Below are 1140 nucleotides of genomic sequence, written 5' to 3' on the forward strand. Positions count from 1 at the left end.
TCATGTAGAGCAGGCCGGCAAGCTGCAGGCTGTCGAAGATGAGGATGCCGAAGGCCGCAAGCGGCGTGAGCCGGTGTGCCGCCGGAAAGCGAAAGGCGAGCAACAGGTTCATCCAGGCCGAACAGGCGATCAGGGCAAAGCAGAGGCTGACCGGCAGCGGAAACTTCAGCCCATAGGCGACGACGAGCACCGCCAGGCTCTGACCGACAATGGCAAGCCATCGCAACCGGATTAGCGTGTTGAGGCGCAGTCTCTGGCTCTGCTGGAAATCGGGCGAACGCAAAACGTTGATCATGGCCATGAATTACAGCCGCGAAGCTCCAAAGGCTAGGTCCCGCGCGGCTTGGCCCGGGCGGTGGCGGCGGCGAGCAGCGGGTTTTCCGGCCAGACATGCTTGGGATAGCGGCCGCGCATGTCGGCGCGCACGTCGGTCCAGGAGCCGCGCCAGAAGCCGGGCAGGTCGCGCGTCGTCTGGATCGGCCGGTGCGCCGGCGACAGGAGTTCGAGCGTCAGCGGCACAGTGCCATTGGCGATCGAAGGATGGCGGTCGAGGCCGAACAGCTCCTGTACGCGAATCGCCAGCACCGGCCATTCGCCGTCATAGCGGATAGGCACATGGCTGCCGGACGGAGCGTCGAAATGGGTCGGCGCCAGCGTATCGATCCTGCGCTGCAGATCATGCGGCACGAGGCTGGCCAGCCCGGCCGAGACAACGCCTGCATCGATGGCGGCAAACGATGCCGCGCCGGCGAGGTAAGGCAGCAGCCAGTCGTCGAGGCGCTCGACGAGGGCGTCATCCGCCATATCGGGCCATGGCGCGCCCAGGCCGCGATGCAGCCAGCCAAGCCGCTGGCGCAGCGTTTGCGCCTCCTTGCTCCAGGTCAGCAGCGACAGCCCGTGCTGGCGCACGGCATCGAGGACGGCGCGGTCGGCGTCGGCCCCCGTTGGCGGCGGCAGCATGCGCTCGGCGAGCGTGATGGCGCCAAGGCGCACGGTTTCACGTACACGCACGGCGCGCTTGTCCCGATCGAAGCTCGTTTCACGGCGCGCCTCGATCCTGTCCGCCAACGCGACACGGACATCGTCCTCGCCGATCGCCGCTGCCGCCGTGATGCGCGCATTCTGTGCCTTGCCCTGCAG

The 1140-nt window shown here is 67.5% G+C and carries 1 protein-coding gene and 1 pseudogene; both read right to left on the reverse strand.

Features of this window, described 5'->3' with window-relative positions; translation table 11 throughout:
• Positions 1-301, reverse strand: a pseudogene (locus EN969_RS32165) (sensor histidine kinase); the annotation flags it as partial.
• Between the two features lie 26 nt (positions 302-327).
• Positions 328-1140, reverse strand: an 813-nt coding sequence (locus EN969_RS32170; protein WP_281060051.1) for an ATP-dependent helicase C-terminal domain-containing protein, incomplete at its 5' end; no start/stop codon positions are given.

This window comes from Mesorhizobium sp. M7A.F.Ca.CA.003.01.2.1 (genome assembly GCF_003998945.1).
In the GTDB taxonomy this organism is placed as follows: Bacteria; Pseudomonadota; Alphaproteobacteria; order Rhizobiales; family Rhizobiaceae; genus Mesorhizobium; species Mesorhizobium ciceri.